The following is a 19667-nucleotide window of genomic DNA, read 5'->3' on the forward strand; positions in this document are numbered from 1 at the left end:
CATTCAAAGACGTTCTACTAATAAAAACTATGAGGAAATCCTTGTAATAATACCAAAAATAGTAATGTTCTTTATATTATCTTGTACTTAACTCAAAATCGTCCCATATGTTCCACCTCCACCAGCTTGTATCGATTGTTTCCCTTCCCGCATATTAATAATGGCATCTGCTAGTTTTTCCGATACTACTTTTTTAAGTTGTGGAAATGGAACATGATGAATAACATTCATCTCTGTTCCAAAATGATCGAGCAATTTTTGAAATGTTTTCGGACCAAGTGTAGGAATATATTCCAATGGAACTTGATATTTATAAGGAGGACGATGCGACGATAATGATTTTCCGGCTGTTGATAATTCTTGTATTCGATCAAAAACGCCTTTTATTATTTTTTGCGCTCCGCATGTTACACAGGTCGATCTCTCTTTTGATGTTGTCTGTAAGCAATTTGCACAAACCGTTGTATAATATTTACCTAATTGTGGATTCATTCCATAATTTGCTATGATTTTTCGTCCGTTTACATGGTGCAACGCACGACAAAACTCAATAAAACTTGGCTCCTTTAACAGCACTGCTTGATATTCTCTGCCTATTTTATTTAATGAATGTGCATCGGAATTAGATAAATATGTATACGCATGCAATTCTTTAATTTGATCAGCCATCATACTGTCCGAGCTTAAACCTAATTCGACACCATCGATTTGTTTTGGATCTAATATTTCTGTTAGCGACTGCTTTACACCTTTTCCGTATAAGCTTTTAAAAGGGGTAAATATATGAGCCGGAATAAAAATTCCTTCTAGTTCTTTAACTTTATTTTGCAATTGTTTCGCAGTTCCATAGTAACGTTGTGAGCTCAACGTAATATTTTTCATTCGATGCTTAAGCCATTCTGTAAAAGCCGATATCCGTTTAATAGAAGGGAAATATGCTAATACATGAATTGGACCTTGACAAGCATTGTCATATACCTCCAATTCACAACCTAATATTAACGTAACATGCTCAAAACGAATACCGCCTTCATCCAACTCTATTGCTTGTCCTTTTTCGATTAAGTGTAAAATTTCCATTTGAACGGTCGGAACATGACTGTCAATAATCCCGATAAGATCAATTCCTTTTCGTCTACTCGCTTCCATTAATATGTTTGTTAATGTTAGCTTGTTTGACGCGGTTATTTTAACAGGATTATTGTACATATCCCTTCCAATATGGATATGCATATCCGCAAAATAAGAGGTTAACATTCATCTCTCATCCTTTTCATTTCCAAATAAGTAATCGCATATATTGTTTTAGCATCATAAATTCTTTTCTCTTTTATTGCAATTTTTGCCTCTTCCAATGTCATTTCGACTGGTTTTACAAATTCGTCCTCATCGCCTTGTATAGGTTGCTGTAATTGATAAACATTATTTGCATAGTAAATATGAATTAATTCATTTGCAAATCCCGGTGATGTATAAAAAGAAGTAATATATTTTAGCTGAGCAGTCGTATAATTAGTTTCTTCTTCTAATTCTCGTATTGCCGTAATTTCGGGTTCCTCTCCTACTTCGATTTTACCAGCGGGGATTTCTATAATGGATCGCTCTAAAGGTTTACGATATTGTTCTACTAAAACAATCTTGTTCTCTAAATTGATCGGAATAATCGCTACCGCTCCTGGGTGTTTTACTAGCTCACGGTACGATGTTTTTCCATTTGGCAATTCGACTTTATCTAGTTGAACTGTAATAATTTTCCCTTTAAAGATCACTTCAGATTCTATCGTAGTCTCTCGATTCATTTGTTCATTGCACTCTCCCTCACTTTTTAGTTTCCCCTAAATAGTTTATCATAATCTACTTTTTAAAAAGTTGTCATTTAGTCCAATTATATTTACAATAAAGTCAATTTCATTGGAGCTGATTGAACATGTTCAGACGTTAATTTAACATTATAGAAGAAAGTATAGCTAGGAGTGTAGAGAGGTGTTAAAGTGAAGGTAAATCAAATTGGAAGTTCGGATTTATATGTTTCAGAGCTTACCCTTGGTTGTATGTCTCTTGGAACAGATTATCAGAAAGCACGTCGTATCATTGATGAAGCGATCGATATGGGAATAAATCATTTGGATACTGCGGATTTATATGGTTTTGGAGACAATGAACGTATTGTTGGTGAAGCAATTAAACATAAACGAGATCAGTTAATTTTAACGACAAAAGTAGGCAATCATTTTAATCGTGTTAAGAAAGATTGGTATTGGGATCCGTCAAAAGAGCATATTATTTCAAGCGCTAAAGCAAGCTTACGAAGACTTAAGACAGACTATATAGATTTATATTTGTTACACGGAGGAACAATTGATGACCCGATAGAAGAATCAATTGACGCATTTGAACAACTAAAGAAAGAAGGGATTATTCGAGCATATGGCATTTCCTCGATCCGTCCAAATGTAATAAATGCTTATGTTACTAACTCGAATATTGATGCGGTTATGCTTCAATATAATTTGCTTGATCGCAGGCCAGAGGAGAATATTCTTACTTTATTACACAAACATAAAATTAGTGTCCTTGCTCGCGGACCACTTGCAAAAGGTATTTTAATTGATTCACCAACAAGGAATAAAAAGCTGAACGAAAGCTATTTAAATTATACGAAAAACGATGTGCTTCATATTATACAACAGCTCGAAGCATATCAAAATATGAAACGTTTAAAAGATATTGCTTTTAAATATGTCTTATTTCATCCGGTTGTAGCTTCGGCCGTGTTTGGTGTTCGTTCAGTTGAACAGCTTATTGAAAATTTAAGCTTTGATTCTTCACATGAGCTTTCTTCAGATGCATACCAATACATCCAACACGTTACAAAAGCAATCCGATATATAAATCATCGAATATAACAAGTAATGAGTCGTACGTAAAAAAAGAAGCTATCCGGAAGTTAGGATAGCTTTCGTCATTTCACTATTTGCTTAAAGTAGAACGCAGATTTTGACAACGTGTTAGTCTTTTTTCCTTCTTCCTAGAAAGTCTGGGTTCACATCGCTTAATTCATCATCGGTTAGTTTAACGTCCCAATCCTCATCGTCGTCGTCAATTTGATAACCTTCGGGATTTACTCGGACATACACTTTCGTTTCACCTATTATTTTTACAATAAATTCTCTTTCGACCTCTACTTCAATTTTACTTCCATGTTTGTCAATTTCGCATTCTAAACAATTTGGTTGCTGTACTGCCTTAGCGATTACATCATAATCATCGCTTATACAATGATCGTCCTTAACAGAAAGTGGGACATAATCGGAATAGGTTACTCTTTCCGTTACAACTTCCGTTTTTGTGTTATCATTGTACGAATACCAAATATTTATATCGTAACTTCCATTAATCTCAACTGTATCATCCGACTTTTTCTTGGCATTATATAGGTGATTGATGACCCAACAACCCAGGATGCTTGTCGGTCTATGTGATGGTGATACATGATGGGTTGCCTTTGTAAACTTACGTCCTTTTCCACAAACAGCTTTCGTAATAATTTCTCTGTAATCTTTTTTAAGAAAAGTCATCGTGCGTATACCTCCTCTTTTGTCATAGTCATTTTATGCAAGACAAACACCTAAAGTGCATAATGATTCTTTAAAAAGAGAAGAACAATATTTTTCAGATCCTATTTGGAACCAAAACTATTCGCTATATTATTGGTAATTAAGTTTGAGACTTAGCTAAAAATCTGGTGAACAATCTTTGGTGGCATAACATTTGGGTGAGGTTAGGGCAATAGTATTTCATCTAGCATGTAGAAAAAATCGAACAGTTCAATTTAAGATACAACGCCGCTCCATAATGATACTTCGGTCTCGCTTGAAGGACATACGTGCAACACCGAATCATACGTTGCATCTACAGTATCTTCTTTTCTGCAGACGACTGGTGAGCACCACATACAATAATAGCGCCCTTAGTATTGAGAGTACACAAATATAAACTCAACTAAAAATGGTTCTGAGCATCAAATTCGTATGCTCAAAACCATTTTCTCTAAACGTGTAGTGTGTAATCTAGTTTGCTTCTTACTTACTACATGGAGAACTAGACTTCTTTTTTGATCCCGTTTCTCCTGCTAATAAATCTCCGCCAGTTGCTTCTATTACATGATTTGTCACTTCTCGTGAAATTGTTCCTGAAACGAGCTGCAACACGTCATTTACGAGAGTTTGGGTTTCCTGAAACTCCTGTACAACTGGAATTTCATCCAGCTCATTTTGTAAATGATCAATTTCTGCTTCAACTTTCTTAAGCGCCTCTGTCTTCTCGTATGCTTGAAAATTAACTGCTTGCTTTTGCAATGTTTTAATTCTTGATATTAATTGTTGTACTTTTTTATTTTCATTTAATTTTGCTTCCACTTGCTTAAAACGTTCAATTTCCTCTGTATTTGCAAGCATTTTTGCTAGGTTTTTTGCTTCATCTAATACTTGCTGTCTTGTATATTCAGCCAACATTAATTCACCTCTACTGTATTTTCTACCATGACACCATCTAGGGACCATGTTTTTGCTTCTGTTATTTTCACTTCTACAATTTGACCGATTGTCGATTTTGGAGCTCTAAAGTTCACTACTTTATTCTTTTCAGTATATCCAGAAAGAACATTAGGATCTTTCTTGCTTTCGCCTTCTACAAGTACTTTTACAATCTTTCCTTGATAGGATTTCATCGATTCGGCTGCTTGCTTGTTAACTAGTTCGTTTAATCGGTATAAGCGTTTCTTTTTAACTTCCATTGGAACGTCGTCTTTTCGAGCAGCTGCCGGTGTACCTTCCCGTGGTGAATATATAAATGTATAGGCAGATTCGAACCCGACTTCTTCCATTAATGTCATCGTCTCTTCAAATTGCTCATCTGTTTCATTTGGAAATCCGACAATAATGTCTGTAGTAAGTGTTACATTCGGAATCGCCTTTTTTATTTTTGAGACGAGCTCTAAATAGGATTCTCGCGTATATTTCCTATTCATTCGTCTTAGAACCTCACTGCTTCCTGATTGCACCGGTAAATGAATGTGGTCCATTAAGTTGCCACCTTGGGCGAGAACTTCGATGAGATGATCATCAAAATCTCTCGGATGAGAAGTAGTAAAACGAATCCGTGGAATATCGATTTTATGAAGATCATTCATCAAATCGCCAAACCGATACGAAATATCTTCAAAGTCTTTTCCATACGCATTCACGTTTTGGCCAAGAACTGTAATTTCTTTATAGCCTTGTGCAGCTAAATGGCGTACTTCCTGTATAATATCTTCGGGACGACGACTTCGTTCTTTTCCACGTGTCATAGGTACGATGCAATATGTGCAAAACTTATCACATCCATACATTATATTTACCCAAGCTTTGATTTTCCCATGTCTAACTTTCGGCAAGTTTTCGATAATGTCGCCTTCTTTTGACCACACTTCTACAACTTTCTCTTTGTTAAAGAAAGAATCTTTAATTAAGTGCGGTAAGCGATGAATGTTATGTGTCCCAAAGATTAAATCAACATGTTGGTGCTTTTTCATTATTTTATTTACTACGGATTCTTGCTGAGACATACACCCACATACGCCTAGAATCAAATCCGGTTTTTCCAGTTTTAACGGTTTTAAATGTCCGAGTTCACCAAACACTTTATTTTCCGCGTTTTCTCGGATTGCACACGTATTTAATAAAATAATATCTGCATCGGTTGTTTCCGTAGTTGATTCATAACCCATTTCTGTTAAAATGCCCGCCATAACTTCAGTGTCGTGTTCATTCATTTGACACCCATATGTACGAATAAGGAATTTTTTACCCTTTCCAATTCCTTGCATATCTTTGGGTATGCCAAAGTCATAATGGACCTCTATTTTTTCGCGATACCGCTTTCGAGCCTTGTTCATATTCGGTGGCTCGTATGTTGTTTGAAAGTACTTTGCAAAATCTTCCGTAGTCTTTTCGTGCAGCGGTTTATTTTTTTCTAAGTTTTTATTATTTGGTTCACCTTGTACAATTTGGGCCATTTCTTTTCTTTGTTGTTCATTCATAAACCAAAAAGCTCCTTTCGCAATCGATATTACTTACTTAAATAGAAGAAAATGTTCTTATTTTGCAGTTAAACAAGGAACTGCTTTTACTGCAATATATTTATAGAAAAAATTAGTTTTATAATTAGCCATTTCCATTAGTATAGTATAAGTCTTTTTCGCAAATTAAACAACAGATGGAATTTAAGAGATTGAGTTAAGTATTCGTGGGTGTTATTTTAAGAAGTTAAAAAACCTCTCTTTGTATTCGTTAATTTTAGTATTGATTCCTACCGACCGCAGTAGATATACACTACGCTTTCCGTGGGCAGTGAAAATCAACGGTGTTATTCATGTGTATATCGTTCGAAGTAAAATTGATCACATATTATCTAGTTAGATTCGTGCATCTGTTCCCCCACAAACATTTTACTCATACAATTTAAGAGATTGAGTTAAGTATAATAGTGGATATTTAGACCCTTGAAAAACACACTTTTTATATAGGTTTTTCTGAATTTTTAATACCCTACCGATGTCGACATATAATTCGCGCTCTATTCCGACACGAATGAATGGAAGGTGTGAGAGCGGGTGCAAAGAAAACGGTGCTTAGCACGAGGAGGAGCACTACTCGCTCACAGAAAGGGCGTATTGTCCATGAGTGGTAATGTTAGGAAACCTTTCCTTATTAATTTATTTCGAATACCATTAAGAAAATAGAGCAATTAAGCGTCCTTACTTATTTCAAGCACCCATCCTGATTCTCCAATAGAAAATTTAAAAATCCTCTCTTATATTGACTGTTCACTTTACTAATAATACCATTTATCTAATCTATTTTTCTTTCAAATAAAATAAAATTGTTAATTCAAAATGAAAAAGTGTTACGCTCCTCACGTAACACTTACTATCTCTATACAAGTTATCGCGGCTCTACGATCAATTTAATCGCTGTTCGTTCCTCATTATCAATCGTTATATCTGTAAATGCTGGAATACAAATTAAATCTACTCCACTTGGGGCAACAAAGCCCCTGGCAATTGCAACTGCCTTTATTGATTGATTTAATGCGCCTGCTCCAATTGCTTGTAGTTCTGCTGTACCATGCTCTCTTAATACATTGGCTAATGCTCCTGCTACTGAGTTAGGATTTGATTTTGCTGAAACTTTTAAAATGTCCATTACTAGTACCTCCTTCATTTGCTAATATAGACCTATTGCTACTATATTCTTAGAGATGATACCTTATTACCTAATTATGCACGAACTATTTAAAAATTCAAATAATCAACTAAAAAATGGGTGATCGTCGTTGATGATAATTCTTTCTATCCCGGTAGCTATTCCTTGTTTTTCATCAATGGTTACTATACATCCGTTCAATTGACGTTTCCCTTCTTTCAGAACTTCAAAACGAACGGGCAAGTTTGTTAAAAACTGCTTCAACACAGCTCCTCTTTCTACTCCTAAAATTCCGTCATATGGCCCTGTCATGCCCACATCTGTAATATATGCTGTTCCTTTGTCTAAAATGCGTTCATCTGCTGTTTGTACATGAGTATGTGTACCAACTACTGCTGTTGCTCGGCCGTCAAGATACCAAGCAAATGCTTGCTTTTCACTCGTAGCTTCTCCATGAAAATCGATAAAAATAAGTGGCGTTCTTTTTTTGGCTGTTTCAATAAGTTCGTCTATTTTACGAAAAGGATCATCGATTGCAGGAAGAAAGGTTCTACCTTGAATATTAATAACTGCAATTTCCAAATTATTTACCGGAATAAAAACAAGTGACTTTCCTGGTGTTCCCTCTGGATAATTTGCTGGACGAAGCAAATACTTTGCCTCATCTATAAATTCAAATATTTCTTTTTTTGCCCACGTATGATTTCCCATCGTAATTACTTGGGCGCCCCATTCTAAAAAACTTTTGTATATTTTTTCTGTTATCCCTTTCCCTGCTGCTGCATTTTCACCATTTATAATTGTTACTGAAGGACGATATTTATCTTTCAGCTTTGGCAAATATTCTTTTACCATTTCTCGACCTGGAGCACCGACTACATCTCCGATAAATAATACTTTCATCACAAGTTCATCCTAACTATTTTAGTACTTCTAGTGTTCCATATGCGTGCACAGATGTCAAAATAAAAAGGTTCTTTGTCAAATGACGTTGGTGGTGTATTTTAAGTCGAGGAATACCTACTAATTAAGTAGAACGAAAACATGAAATCTTGCATTCTGATTCGCTGACTTGCACTACAGCCGACAGGCTTTCCACGGTTACTGCCTCAGCTTTTGTAGCTCCTCTATCCGAGTCGCTACAGGGATCTTCGGACGCTTGCTATTTCCTCAGTCGTCCGTCAACTTTCGTTCTTGTCAGCTTAAAGAGGGCTAATCGCATTTTTGCACACATTTCCATGCTGTTTAATTTGCAACGGATATATGAAGCTTTTAACATTCTTCACATTTCCCTATCAAAACATAAAGTGATTTTGCTTCACCAACGTCATATATTGTACAACTAAAAAAACAAAGCAGTGAAATTACACTGCTTTGTCTTTATTTTGCATATTCAACGGCTCGTGTTTCTCTTATAACCGTGACTTTTATATGTCCTGGATAATCAAGTTCACTTTCAATTCGTTTACGAATATCTCTTGCAATGTGAACTGCATCTACATCTTTAATTTCATCCGGTTTAACCATAATACGTATTTCTCTTCCTGCCTGAATTGCAAATGATTTTTCAACACCTGAAAACGATTCGGATATTTCTTCTAGCTTTTCAAGTCGCTTAATGTAATTTTCCAACGTTTCACTTCTTGCTCCTGGTCTAGCTGCTGATAAAGCATCTGCAGCAGCAACTAAAACAGAAATAATGGAAGTCGCTTCCTCGTCTCCATGATGCGAGGCAATGGAATTTACAACTACTTCATGCTCTTTATACTTCATCGCTAATTCTTTACCGATTTCAACGTGACTGCCTTCTACTTCATGGTCTATTGCCTTTCCAATATCATGAAGAAGTCCGGCTCTTCTTGCGAGCATCTGATCTTCACCTAGTTCAGCAGCTAGTAAGCCTGAAAGATAGGCTACTTCAACGGAATGCTTTAACACATTTTGACCATAGCTTGTACGATATTTCAACCGACCAAGTATTTTAATTAGATCTGGATGTAATCCATGGATACCTATTTCAAAAGTCGTTTCTTCTCCAATTTCACGAATATATTCGTCTACCTCTCGTCTCGCTTTGTCAACCATCTCTTCAATTCGAGCTGGGTGGATTCTTCCATCTTGCACTAGCTTTTCCAAAGCTAAACGAGCTGTTTCTCTACGAATTGGATCAAATCCGGACAAAATTACCGCTTCTGGTGTATCGTCAATTATTAAATCAATTCCGGTTAAGGTTTCCAATGTACGGATATTTCGACCTTCGCGGCCAATGATCCGTCCTTTCATTTCATCATTTGGTAAGTTTACAACCGATACAGTTGTTTCTGCAACATGATCAGCAGCACAACGTTGCAATGCTAGTGAAAGAATGTTCTTTGCTTTTTTATCAGCTTCTTCTTTTGCATTGTTTTCTGCCTCTTTGATCATTACTGCCGTTTCATGTGTTACTTCTTTTTCAACTCGATCTAATAATACTTTTTTGGCCTGATCTGTTGTATATCCTGAAATGCGCTCAAGCTCCATTTGCTGCTCGTTTAACATCGCGTCCACTTTGCTTTCCATTTCTTCAATTTGTTGTTGTTTTTCTGTCAGTGTTTGTTCTCTTTTTTCTAATACGAGTTCACGCTTATCGAGTGTGACACTTTTTCTATCCAGATTTTCTTCTTTTTGCATCAGACGATCATCTTGTCTTTGTAGTTCCAAACGTCGCTCACGTATTTCTTCTTCTGCCTGCTGACGAAGTTTATGATTTTCATCCTTCGCCTCAAGAAGCGCCTCTTTTTTAGAGGCATCTGCATTCCGATGTGCTTCTTCAACTATTTGTTTTGCTAAATTTTCTGCACTGGAAATTTTAGCTTCAGCAATAGATTTACGAATCAGATACCCAACAACAATACCGACGATTAAGACTAAGGCGAGCAAAATGGAGATGACAAAAGGATTGTCCACGATTTTCACCTCCTATTGCTATAAAATTGTACAATTCATTATTGTCGGCATATACCATATTTAATAAATAAAGATTGTATAATAGAAATATAAAATTATACAATTTAATTTTAAATGTACTACTAATCAATGTCAATGAATACCCTTTCGTTTTCTTCTAATTGCTTATAAGTAACCCATATGGTTTAAGCAATCTGTTATACAGACGCCACGTTTAATTTGCACTACTGTGCCATCAGACTCTTATAGCTGCCATCGGTTTGCGTTATTTGATCATCTCCCAGGTGAAAGTAGTCTTTTGTCGTTTTCCGTGTCGTTCTTGATCTAAGTGACTTTTAACAAATCTGGCTCTTTAACTATTCTTTTGGGTTCTACGTCAAATGTCACTAGCAATGGTAAGGAGCAATAAAAAAACCTTTACCAGTTTTGAGTTAGGTAAAGGGCCTTTTCAATTAAATGCATTTTATTATTGTTTTAATATCACGAATAAACTACAAAGCGAAAAGAGTACGTACGATATTTATTAGTACAGCCTATGCTTCATTTTCTTCAAGATCAGAAGCGCTCTCTGTTTCTGCTGGTTCATCTAATTGGTAATGCGCTCGTATCGCTGTATGAATTTCATCCATTATATCTTCATTTTCTTTTAAAAATTGCTTTGCATTTTCACGACCTTGGCCAAGTCTATCTTCTTTATAGGAGTACCAAGAGCCGCTTTTTTCAACGATATCAAGCTCTGCTCCAATATCAATAATCTCGCCTTCTTTAGATATACCTTCTCCATACATAATATCGACCATAGCTTGCTTAAATGGCGGGGCTACTTTATTTTTAACTACTTTAATTCGCGTTTTGTTCCCTACCATATCGTTCCCTTGTTTCAATGTTTCGGCACGGCGTACTTCCAAGCGGACAGAAGAATAAAATTTTAATGCACGGCCGCCTGGAGTCGTCTCTGGATTCCCGAACATAATGCCAACTTTTTCTCTAATCTGATTAATGAATATCGCAGTAGAATTTGATTTATTAATGGCACCAGACAATTTTCTTAGTGCTTGAGACATTAAACGCGCTTGCAAACCGACATGCGAATCTCCCATTTCTCCTTCAATTTCAGCCTTTGGTACTAATGCCGCAACTGAATCAACGACGATAATGTCCACCGCGCCACTACGTACAAGCGCTTCAGCAATCTCTAAGGCCTGCTCTCCGGTATCAGGCTGTGATAAAAGCAACTCTTCAATGTTTACTCCTAGTGCTCTTGCATAGGTCGGATCTAATGCATGCTCAGCATCGATAAAAGCTGCTTGCCCTCCATTTCTTTGGGCTTCTGCGATTGCATGCAACGCAACAGTTGTTTTACCAGACGATTCTGGGCCATAAATTTCAATGACTCGCCCTTTCGGATAGCCACCAATTCCTAAAGCGACATCCAACGCTAGGGAGCCACTTGGGATCGTTGCAAGCTTTTTCTCAGCCTGCTCTCCAAGTTTCATAATTGAACCTTTTCCAAATTGCTTCTCTATATTTCGTAAAGCCATATCTAGTGCTTGTTTTCTATCATTCAATGAGACTACCTCCTTTAATCAACTACCCATATCATACAATGTTTTTATTGTTTTGCCAACAAAAACCGAATAAATGTTCTTATTTTTATTTATAATTTATTACGGACTTTTAAAAAACAACTTAAAAAGGCCATAAAATAACTCATTTTCAAGAAAAAATTACATAAGGAAATTACATTTTGAGGAAACGGTACAATATTTCAAATCCTTTAAGCATTGCTCTTCTTCTCACTGTATTTCGATCGCCCTGAAAAATGAATTTCTCCACTTTTTGTTTCCCCAAACGATCACTAACTGCAATAAAGACTGTTCCTACAGGCTGTCCTTCAATGGAATTAGGACCAGCTACGCCGGTAAAGCTAATTCCTATATCCGCATCCAAAACAGTACATATATTTTCTGCCATTTCAATTGCACACGCTTCGCTTACAGTACCTTTTGCGTCTATCGTTTCTGGTGAAACATGTAATACATCCGTTTTCACCTTCGTATCATAGCATACAACTGCTCCACGGCAAACAGACGAGATACCAGAAGCTGCAATTAATTTATGAGTAAACATTCCTCCTGTTAAGCTTTCCGCAGCTGCAATGTACTTATTTTGTTCATTTAGCATTGATAATATTGTGTTTTGAATACTATCATGCTCCATACCATAAAAGTATTCGCCAACCTTATCTAACACTTTCTCTTTTGTCCCATTTAAAAGGTCTTCAGCCTTCTCGCTTGATGTCGCTTTAGCAGTCAGTCTAATAACAACCCCATCATCCTGTGCAAGTGGAGCTATTGTAGGATTATTTTGTACTTGAATTAGAGATTGAAGCTCATGCTCTAATTGTGATTCACCAATTCCAATAAAACGAAGCACTTTTGATTTAATAATCATTTCTTCGCCCATTTGTTCACGTATATATGGAAAAACAGCTTGAATAGACAACTGTTTCATTTCTCGTGGAACACCAGGTAAAAAGATCCACGTTTTATTTTCATACGGTACGATCATACCTGGTGCCATACCAACTGTATTTTCAATTACTTTTGCATTGGAAAACACTCTCGCTTGTCTTTCGTTATTCGGTGTCATTTCTTTTCCTTGTCTACGATAAAAAGCTTTAATTTTATCCATTGACGGCTGATGCTCGGTTAATTCCATGTTACTCAATTGTTGAAAGGCTTCACGGGTCAAATCATCCTCGGTCGGCCCTAAGCCGCCAGTTACAATTATAATATCAGAACGCTTATGTGCGTCTTTAAACACTTGTTCCACACGTTGTAAATTATCTCCTACAACGGTGTGATAAAACGTGTTGACTCCATAGGCTGCTAGCTGATCAGATAGCCATTGTGCATTTGTGTTTGCAATTTGCCCTAATAATAATTCCGTCCCAACAGCAATGATTTCTGTATTTGTTTGTTTCATTATTTTGAATCCCTCATTACATGCCAATTTTTATAAAAATAATCAAATCCTGAGACGACAGTAAATAGTAAAGCGATATACAACATAAATATATCTAAAGGAATGTTTATATATGCAAAAGGAAAATTATGCAGCAGCATTAAAGTAATTGCTATAATTTGTGAAACTGTTTTTATTTTTCCTAATGGACTCGCAGCTAACACAATTCCTTCCCCTGAAGCAACTAATCGAAGGCCCGTAACTGCAAATTCCCTACTAATTATTAAAATAACGAGCCATGCAGGTGCCAGCTCTAATTGTACGAGTAAAATAAACGCAGCAGAGACGAGCAGTTTATCTGCGAGTGGATCTAAAAATTTACCTAAGTTTGTAATCAAATTATATTTACGGGCATAATACCCATCAAGCCAATCCGTGCTTGATGCAATAATAAATAGCAAGGCAGCAGCGAAGTGAGTTATAGGTAGCTCTCTATTTCCTATTTCCCAAGTACCCCAATCAAAAGGTATAGAGAGTATGACGATAAAAATGGGAATTAAAAAAATTCTTGATAACGTAATCTTGTTTGGTATATTCATTCCAGACTGTTCCTCCACTTATAAATTAAATGAATAAACCCCCTCGTACATTCCAGGGGATTCACCTATTCTTCCGTGTTTGTTTCGTTTAAAAGCACCCATATTTTTTGATGAACATGCTTACTAGGGTCTACAGGATATTCCATTTCTACATCGTTAATGGAAACAGAAATATTAGACGCATTACCAATATTAAAATAAAGTTTTTCTTCATCAGTTATCTCCATTTGCAATGGAGACTCTGTTTGATTGAACATTCCTGAAAAATAACTTTCTCCACTCTCGCCTTTCACGTCTACGTAAGATTCTCCACTAGCAGTAAATTTTAAAGCAATTGATTCTCCCGCATTGCTAAATTGAACGGTAGACTCCGGGGAATTTCCCGTACCTTCTTCAATTACTTGAAAGCTACCTTTTGTTTCAACTTCCGTATCGTTCGCATCCGGAGTATTTTCTCCATCTGCAGGTGTATCATTTTCAGAAGCGTTATCTTGATCTGCTTCAGCTGGCGGTTCTTCTTCAACATTTCGGATGATTTGATCATTTTCTTGAGGTTCATCCGACTCCGTTCCTACATTTTTTCCTGTTTGCTGGTAGAGAGCCCAAGCAACTAGGAAGATACCAACGACTAATAATAGTACGATCATCGTTGGAATAAACGAAAACATAGCTGAACTCTTCGTCGAGCTATTTTTTCGTGATCGTTGAATTCGTGTGTATTGGATGGACTCATCTTCGTCAATTGGATCTTGTTCAACAAAATCATCCAATAAAGCATACGCATCAAGTCCTACAGCATTCGCGTATTCTTTTATAAATGCTTTTGCATAAAACTTTCCAGGTAATACGTTGTAATTCCCTTCTTCAATTGCAATTAAATATCGTTTCTGTATTTTAGTTGTTTCTTGCAAATGATCTAAAGAAATGCCTTTTTCCTCTCGTGCATCCCTAAGCTTATCGCCTATTTCCATAAGTAAACACCATCCATTTTAAAAATCGAACATAGAAAAACCGGTTCCGTGACTATCGTGTACTTTATTAATAGGTTCATACGTTATCTCTTCATTTTCATCACTGCGTAGTTCAATTATATAATCAAAGTCATCTATATTATATTCGGTTTGTTGCACAAAAATATCGGGGTGCTCTACAACTTTTGTTGCCGGAAGCTGCATAATCTCTCTTATAAGCTGCCAATGCTTCTCATTTGCACGTTTTTTTGAGACCACTCCGTCAATTATATAAATATTGTCTTTACTGTACTCGCCTTCGATCAGTTGATTTCGTACGGTCTGCTTCAATAAAGTACTTGAAACAAAAAGCCAACGTTTATTGGCACAAACACTTGCAGCCACAATTGATTCTGTTTTCCCAACACGTGGCATCCCTCTTACACCTATTAATTTATGTCCATCACTTTTATACAGTTCTGCCATAAAGTCAACTAATATCCCCAACTCATCTCGAACAAAGCGAATCGTTTTCCGATCTTCTTCATCTCTATGAATGTATTTTCCATGTCGAACAGCAAGCTTATCTCTTAGCTTTGGTTTTCGCAATTTCGTTATTTTTATCGTATCTACTGTTTCTAATATGGAGCGTAACCGGATTATGTTCTCATCGTATTTAGACAACAACAGCATTCCGCGTCTTGCTTTTTCTACTCCATTTATTGTAATAATGTTAATTGAAAGCATACCAAGCAATGACGAAATGTCGCCAAGTAGGCCGGGACGATTATATTGAAGTTCATATTCAAAATACCATTCCGTTTTATCCATATATAAACCCCTTTATTTAAAATCATACAACAAAACAATAATCACATGCTTTATATTATATAATAGATGATTTATTCTTCACTTAAAAGGAATTCATAAAAAAAATTTAGATTTTATCAAGAACGACCGTAAGTAAGTACTGTGCCATTGTATCTAATTTTTTTAAAAACACAGATAGACAAAAAGGAAGCTGTATGTTCAGTATACAGCTTCCGACAGAAATAAGAAAATTAATTTGAACTTCCTTGATTTTTAACTAGCTTGACCATTGTGCTTGCTAAGGCATGCTGTTCTTCTTCTGAAGCTGCATTCCAAAGCTCTCTAAGTACCGCTTCCTCATTGTTTTTAGCTTCGACATGCTGTGAAAGATAATCTCCTACTTCATGAGCTACATTCGTAATTGTTTCATCGCTCATTCCTTGCTGTTTTGCTTGATCTAGTTTATTTGCGAGAAAATCCTTCCATGTTTCAAAATTGTCTAAAACAGACACTGCACATACCTCCTTCCATGTTTGCATGTATAGTATTTGAATTACAATAATGTTTATACATGAAATGGAGAGTGAGGTATAAGTTTGTTACCAACCCCCTGTAACGTTAATAACTTCTCCTTGTACATATGTCGCATTTTCACTAAGTAAAAATTGCACCATATTGGCAATGTCTTCTGATGAACCAGGACGACTGGCGGGAATTTCGGATATAATTTTTTCTTTTTCTGCTTCGCTTAAATGATCATTCATTTTCGTATCAATAAAGCCTGGGCTAATTCCGTTTACAGTTATTCCGCATGGTGCCACTTCTTTTGCCAACGCCTTTACAAAGCTGTTTTGAGCCCCTTTTACAGAGGAATAAATCACTTCATTACTTGCACCAACTGTCCCCCATATTGATGTAATAAAAAGAATCTTACCATAGCCTCGCTGGATCATTGGTGGAAGTAAGTGCTTCGTAATCATCCAAGGTGCTTTAACATGCAACGTAAGCATGCTATCCATCGTTTCTTCTGTTGCATCCTGAAATAAACCGTTCGTTGCAATACCACTTACAAAAACGATGGAATCCACCGGGAACACAACCTTTGCAACAAATGCTTTTACTTCGTTTGGCAATGTCAAATCCGCTTGAATTACTGCGATAATTTGATCTGTTGGAACTGATTTAAACAATTCATCAATAGGCCGCCTGTTTTTATAGTAATGTAAGAGCAGAGTATATCCTTCCGCAGCCAACTGCTTTGCAATCGCAATCCCAATATCCCCGCTCGCCCCAACAATTAATATATTTTTATTCATTTTATCACCTATTCATTGTGGTGCAATTGTACAAACAGCAACGCGCTCTTCCGAAATCCAGCTTTTTACAAATTGATTTGTTTCCTCCAAAGTTAAGTCCTGTATCTTAGGGATAAACTGAAAAAAGTCTAGGCCTAGTGAATAATAATGCGTTAACTGATTAGCAACATACTCCAATGAGTTCATTGAACGCAATAGCTGTCCGATTCTTTTTCGTTTCATTGTTTCAAACGCTTCTTCTGAGAATGTATACGAATTTGTCTGATATAACAATTGGCTAATTCGATCTGCTAGTTGCTTTGGTGCATGAGAATTACTACTGATCATTGAATACCCAAAATTCTTTTCTAAGCTCGTACTAAATTCAAAACTGCCATCTATAAGCTTTTCGTCATATAATGCCTGATAATACGGTCCTCCAGCAGAAAAGAAATAATCCAACACCATACTTTGCAATGCATCTCTTTTAAAGAAATCCTCTTGATCAAGATTTTGCGTTGATTCTTTTATTCCGACCGTAACTTTCGGTATGGATACAGGCATAATCATTTTCATTACTTTTTGAGCAACAGCTTCTTGCTCAGCTGGATAGCACCGTTTTATTTCCTTTAGTTTATCAAATTGCTTTTTTGATTGGTTATTTTCTATAAGCTCCATCATAGCTTCCGCTTCAAATCGGCCTGCTATACATACAATCATATTCTCTGGATGATAAAAAGTATTGTAGCACGTGTATAACATCTCTTTCGTAATGTTCTGTATAGAATCCACCGTACCGGCAATATCCTTTTTAACTGGATGGGTGGCAAACATGCTTTTAATTATACCCATAAATGCCTGCCAATCTGGTTGATCGTCATACATTCGGATTTCTTGAGCAATGATCCCTTTTTCTTTTTCTACCGATTGCTCTGAAAAATAAGGATCTTGTACAAAATCAAGCAATGTTTGAACATTTTGTTCGATATTTGTAGTTGCGGAAAATAAGTAAGCTGTTTTTGTAAAAGATGTATATGCATTAGGAGAGGCTCCGAGCTTACCGAGGTCGGCAAATACATCTCGATCTTCTTTTTCAAACAGCTTATGCTCCAAAAAATGGGCAATTCCATCTGGAACGGTTACTTCCTTTTCTTGATTGATTGGAATAAATGAATTGTCAATGGACCCGTAGTTTGTGGAAAATAACCCATATGTTTTTGCCATCTCCGGCTTAGGTAAAAGCATTACTGTTAATCCATTATCCAATTTTTTAATATATAAATCTTCATTTATCGTTCGATATGTTTGTTTATGCATCTTATTCACCGTCCTCACTTGTTAGTAAGTAAACAGTATCTTCTTCTATTTTATTCGCGACTTGTATAACTTCCTCACGTGTCACTTGTTTTATTGACTCAATAAACTGTTCTGGTGAAATTTGTTTTTCACCTAACACTTGCTGGTACAATAACTCTACAATACCTTGTGGATGATCCATTGTTTCTAATAATTGATTTACAATCAGTTGCTTCGTTTCCTGTAATTGTTCATCCGTAAAATCCCCTTTTTTCATCGCTTCCATTTGCAATTCAATAATTTCTCTAGCGCGTTCATCGTCTGTTGCATTAATGCCACTAAAAACAAGTAACAACCCTTTATGACTTTCAAGGCGTGAAGCAGCATAGTAAGCTAAACTATTTTTTTCTCGAACATTAATAAATAATTTTGAACTTGGAAAGCTACCAAATAGTCCATTAAATACTTGTAAGGCAAAATAGTTCTTATCCTTGAATGTACAATTCGTTCGATAGCCTAAGTGAAGCTTTGCTTGCTGTACCGATTGTTTTTCAATTACAGTTTTCACATCATTTATCTTCACACGTTCATCTCGAACAATTGGTTCTTTCCTAAGGTTTGATTTACGAAATGTGGTAATAAATTGATGATGGAGTTGTGTTTGATCAAAATCTCCTAATATGTAAATATCTAATTGATCTTCTGCAAGCAGTGTTTTGTAATAATTGTACGTATTCTTTGACGTAAGCTTACTAAGATCTTCTTCATATCCATGAACATGAAGTGAATATGCCTCGTTACGACACATTTCATCAATAAGACGTAAATTTGCATATGCAAGCTTATCGTCGACTACTGCATTAATTTTTTGTTGTAACGTTTCCTTTTCGCGCTCAAACGATTTTTTATTAAACCCATCCGCATCCGTGTTTGGATTGTAAATAATCTCATTTAATAGATGGACTGCTTTATCAATAATGGCCGATTCATCTGCAATATAATTCTGGTTAGCTACTTCCAGTCGAAAACTAATAATGTGATTATTCCCTTTTTTTGCACCATCGATCGCTAAAACAGCACCATACAAACGGTCTAATTGCTTTTGCAGTTCATTTTCTGACGGATATTTCTCTGTTCCTTGCTGTAGAACATAGGGCAACAAAGCACGCATTGTAATGGTGTCTCGATCAAGTGGCGCTCTAAACTTTACAATGATATTAATCGTTTTAAATTTTTTACTATGTATGTAATGTAAATTAATACCTTCATCTTTTACAGTATCCTCAACAATTACTTGCATTATGTCCCTCCTGTTTTCTTACTTTAGTATATATAGTATATAATGTAACATATATTATATTGTTATACCTTACTCGTCCAATAATAATAGGACGGCCATTCGCTTATTATAATTAGTAAGCAATTCATCCTTTTCAGTACGTTACGATCAAAAAGCGTTCGAATTGGGATATTTTATTTAATGTGATGAATATCGATATTCCTGACAAACGAGACTATATATTACAAGTAGCTTAATTACAAAAAAACAACTCTAAA

The 19667-nt window shown here is 36.0% G+C and carries 18 protein-coding genes; 1 reads left to right on the plus strand and 17 read right to left on the minus strand.

What is annotated here, in order from left to right; all coding sequences use genetic code 11:
• Positions 1–87 precede the first annotated feature (87 nt).
• Together ACLIBH_RS02670 and ACLIBH_RS02675 are read right to left on the minus strand one after the other, a co-directional pair.
• Entirely contained in the window at positions 88–1257 is a 1170-nt protein-coding gene (locus tag ACLIBH_RS02670) for an endonuclease Q family protein (RefSeq protein ID WP_439315138.1), read from the minus strand.
• Entirely contained in the window at positions 1251–1799 is a 549-nt protein-coding gene (locus tag ACLIBH_RS02675; RefSeq protein ID WP_439315139.1) for an NUDIX hydrolase, read from the minus strand. Before ACLIBH_RS02675 ends, ACLIBH_RS02670 begins: the two co-directional genes overlap by 7 nt.
• 192 nt (positions 1800–1991) lie before the next feature.
• Between ACLIBH_RS02675 and ACLIBH_RS02680 the strand changes: the two genes are divergently transcribed.
• On the plus strand, positions 1992–2906 hold the full coding sequence (locus ACLIBH_RS02680; protein ID WP_439315140.1) for an aldo/keto reductase: 915 nt from the start codon (positions 1992–1994) through the stop codon (positions 2904–2906).
• A gap of 102 nt (positions 2907–3008) precedes the next feature.
• On the opposite strand, the gene ACLIBH_RS02685 is transcribed toward ACLIBH_RS02680, so the two are convergent.
• The 15 genes from ACLIBH_RS02685 to yfmF form a co-directional block, all read right to left on the minus strand.
• Positions 3009–3578 (minus strand): outer spore coat protein CotE, encoded by a 570-nt coding sequence (locus tag ACLIBH_RS02685; RefSeq protein ID WP_439315141.1) that lies wholly within the window; start codon positions 3576–3578, stop codon positions 3009–3011.
• A 504-nt stretch (positions 3579–4082) separates the two neighbouring features.
• On the minus strand, positions 4083–4511 hold the full coding sequence (locus tag ACLIBH_RS02690; protein ID WP_439315228.1) for a RicAFT regulatory complex protein RicA family protein: 429 nt from the start codon (positions 4509–4511) through the stop codon (positions 4083–4085).
• A 2-nt stretch (positions 4512–4513) separates the two neighbouring features.
• Positions 4514–6082, minus strand: coding sequence for a tRNA (N6-isopentenyl adenosine(37)-C2)-methylthiotransferase MiaB (gene miaB, locus ACLIBH_RS02695; protein ID WP_439315142.1), 1569 nt, complete (start codon positions 6080–6082; stop codon positions 4514–4516).
• A 904-nt stretch (positions 6083–6986) separates the two neighbouring features.
• Positions 6987–7247: a stage V sporulation protein S gene (locus ACLIBH_RS02700; RefSeq protein WP_439315143.1), complete on the minus strand. Its 261-nt coding sequence runs from the start codon at positions 7245–7247 to the stop codon at positions 6987–6989.
• A gap of 105 nt (positions 7248–7352) precedes the next feature.
• A complete protein-coding gene (locus tag ACLIBH_RS02705) occupies positions 7353–8150 on the minus strand; it encodes a TIGR00282 family metallophosphoesterase (RefSeq protein ID WP_439315144.1) in 798 nt (265 codons plus the stop codon).
• Between the two features lie 477 nt (positions 8151–8627).
• Positions 8628–10193, minus strand: a complete 1566-nt coding sequence (gene rny, locus ACLIBH_RS02710) for a ribonuclease Y (RefSeq protein ID WP_439315146.1) — start codon at positions 10191–10193, stop codon at positions 8628–8630.
• 533 nt (positions 10194–10726) lie between these two features.
• The gene (recA, locus tag ACLIBH_RS02715; protein WP_439315148.1) at positions 10727–11761 is read right to left on the minus strand and encodes a recombinase RecA; all 1035 of its coding nucleotides are present in this window, start codon (positions 11759–11761) and stop codon (positions 10727–10729) included.
• Between the two features lie 172 nt (positions 11762–11933).
• A complete protein-coding gene (locus ACLIBH_RS02720) occupies positions 11934–13181 on the minus strand; it encodes a competence/damage-inducible protein A (protein ID WP_439315149.1) in 1248 nt (415 codons plus the stop codon).
• On the minus strand, positions 13181–13759 hold the full coding sequence (gene pgsA / locus ACLIBH_RS02725) for a CDP-diacylglycerol--glycerol-3-phosphate 3-phosphatidyltransferase (RefSeq protein WP_439315150.1): 579 nt from the start codon (positions 13757–13759) through the stop codon (positions 13181–13183). The genes ACLIBH_RS02720 and pgsA overlap by 1 nt, the downstream gene beginning before the upstream one ends.
• 65 nt (positions 13760–13824) lie before the next feature.
• On the minus strand, positions 13825–14730 hold the full coding sequence (locus ACLIBH_RS02730) for a helix-turn-helix domain-containing protein (protein ID WP_439315151.1): 906 nt from the start codon (positions 14728–14730) through the stop codon (positions 13825–13827).
• Between the two features lie 18 nt (positions 14731–14748).
• Positions 14749–15540, minus strand: a complete 792-nt coding sequence (locus ACLIBH_RS02735; RefSeq protein ID WP_439315152.1) for a DUF3388 domain-containing protein — start codon at positions 15538–15540, stop codon at positions 14749–14751.
• 230 nt (positions 15541–15770) lie between these two features.
• Complete coding sequence (locus ACLIBH_RS02740) at positions 15771–16031, minus strand: DUF3243 domain-containing protein (protein WP_439315153.1); 261 nt, start codon at positions 16029–16031, stop codon at positions 15771–15773.
• A gap of 87 nt (positions 16032–16118) precedes the next feature.
• A complete protein-coding gene (gene ymfI, locus ACLIBH_RS02745; protein ID WP_439315154.1) occupies positions 16119–16835 on the minus strand; it encodes an elongation factor P 5-aminopentanone reductase in 717 nt (238 codons plus the stop codon).
• A gap of 12 nt (positions 16836–16847) precedes the next feature.
• The gene (gene yfmH, locus ACLIBH_RS02750) at positions 16848–18131 is read right to left on the minus strand and encodes an EF-P 5-aminopentanol modification-associated protein YfmH (protein WP_439315155.1); all 1284 of its coding nucleotides are present in this window, start codon (positions 18129–18131) and stop codon (positions 16848–16850) included.
• 1 nt (position 18132) lies between these two features.
• Complete coding sequence (gene yfmF / locus ACLIBH_RS02755; protein ID WP_439315156.1) at positions 18133–19410, minus strand: EF-P 5-aminopentanol modification-associated protein YfmF; 1278 nt, start codon at positions 19408–19410, stop codon at positions 18133–18135.
• Positions 19411–19667: the final 257 nt, after the last annotated feature.

It is taken from the genome of Virgibacillus sp. W0430, from assembly GCF_051846935.1.
Lineage (GTDB): Bacteria > Bacillota > Bacilli > Bacillales > Amphibacillaceae > JBPYCR01.